The 293-nt window shown below is 44.0% G+C and carries 1 protein-coding gene; it reads right to left on the bottom strand.

What is annotated here, in order from left to right; translation table 11 throughout:
- A partial coding sequence (locus HH682_RS15490) for a fimbria/pilus outer membrane usher protein (RefSeq protein ID WP_214238370.1) occupies positions 1-293 on the bottom strand: 293 nt, incomplete at both ends.

Genomic DNA, 293 nt, shown 5'->3' with positions numbered 1-293 from the left:
CGGTAGGGGGTTACATAAGGAACTAATGCAAGTCCATTTTTATTAGTGATCACACTGGCATCGCCATTAACCATTCTTCCTCCGGCCTTTGGCGCCTCAACAATAATCAATGTATCGCTATTTTCATTTGTTGTAAGTATATTCCAAGGTGAGGCGACTATACTTCCTGAAGCACTAAGACCGACTTGTCGATAATCATCGGCCTCACTATAATTTCCCCCTACAGTCGCGACTTGCGAACGATAGGTTGTATTGAAGCCAGCAAGACTTCCACCATCATTCTGGTTACTAGC

The sequence above is a fragment of the Rosenbergiella gaditana genome, from assembly GCF_018494065.1.
GTDB classification, from domain to species: Bacteria; Pseudomonadota; Gammaproteobacteria; order Enterobacterales; family Enterobacteriaceae; genus Rosenbergiella; species Rosenbergiella gaditana.
Note: the sequence above shows the minus strand (reverse complement) of the source record. Positions and strands in the feature narration are given on the sequence as shown.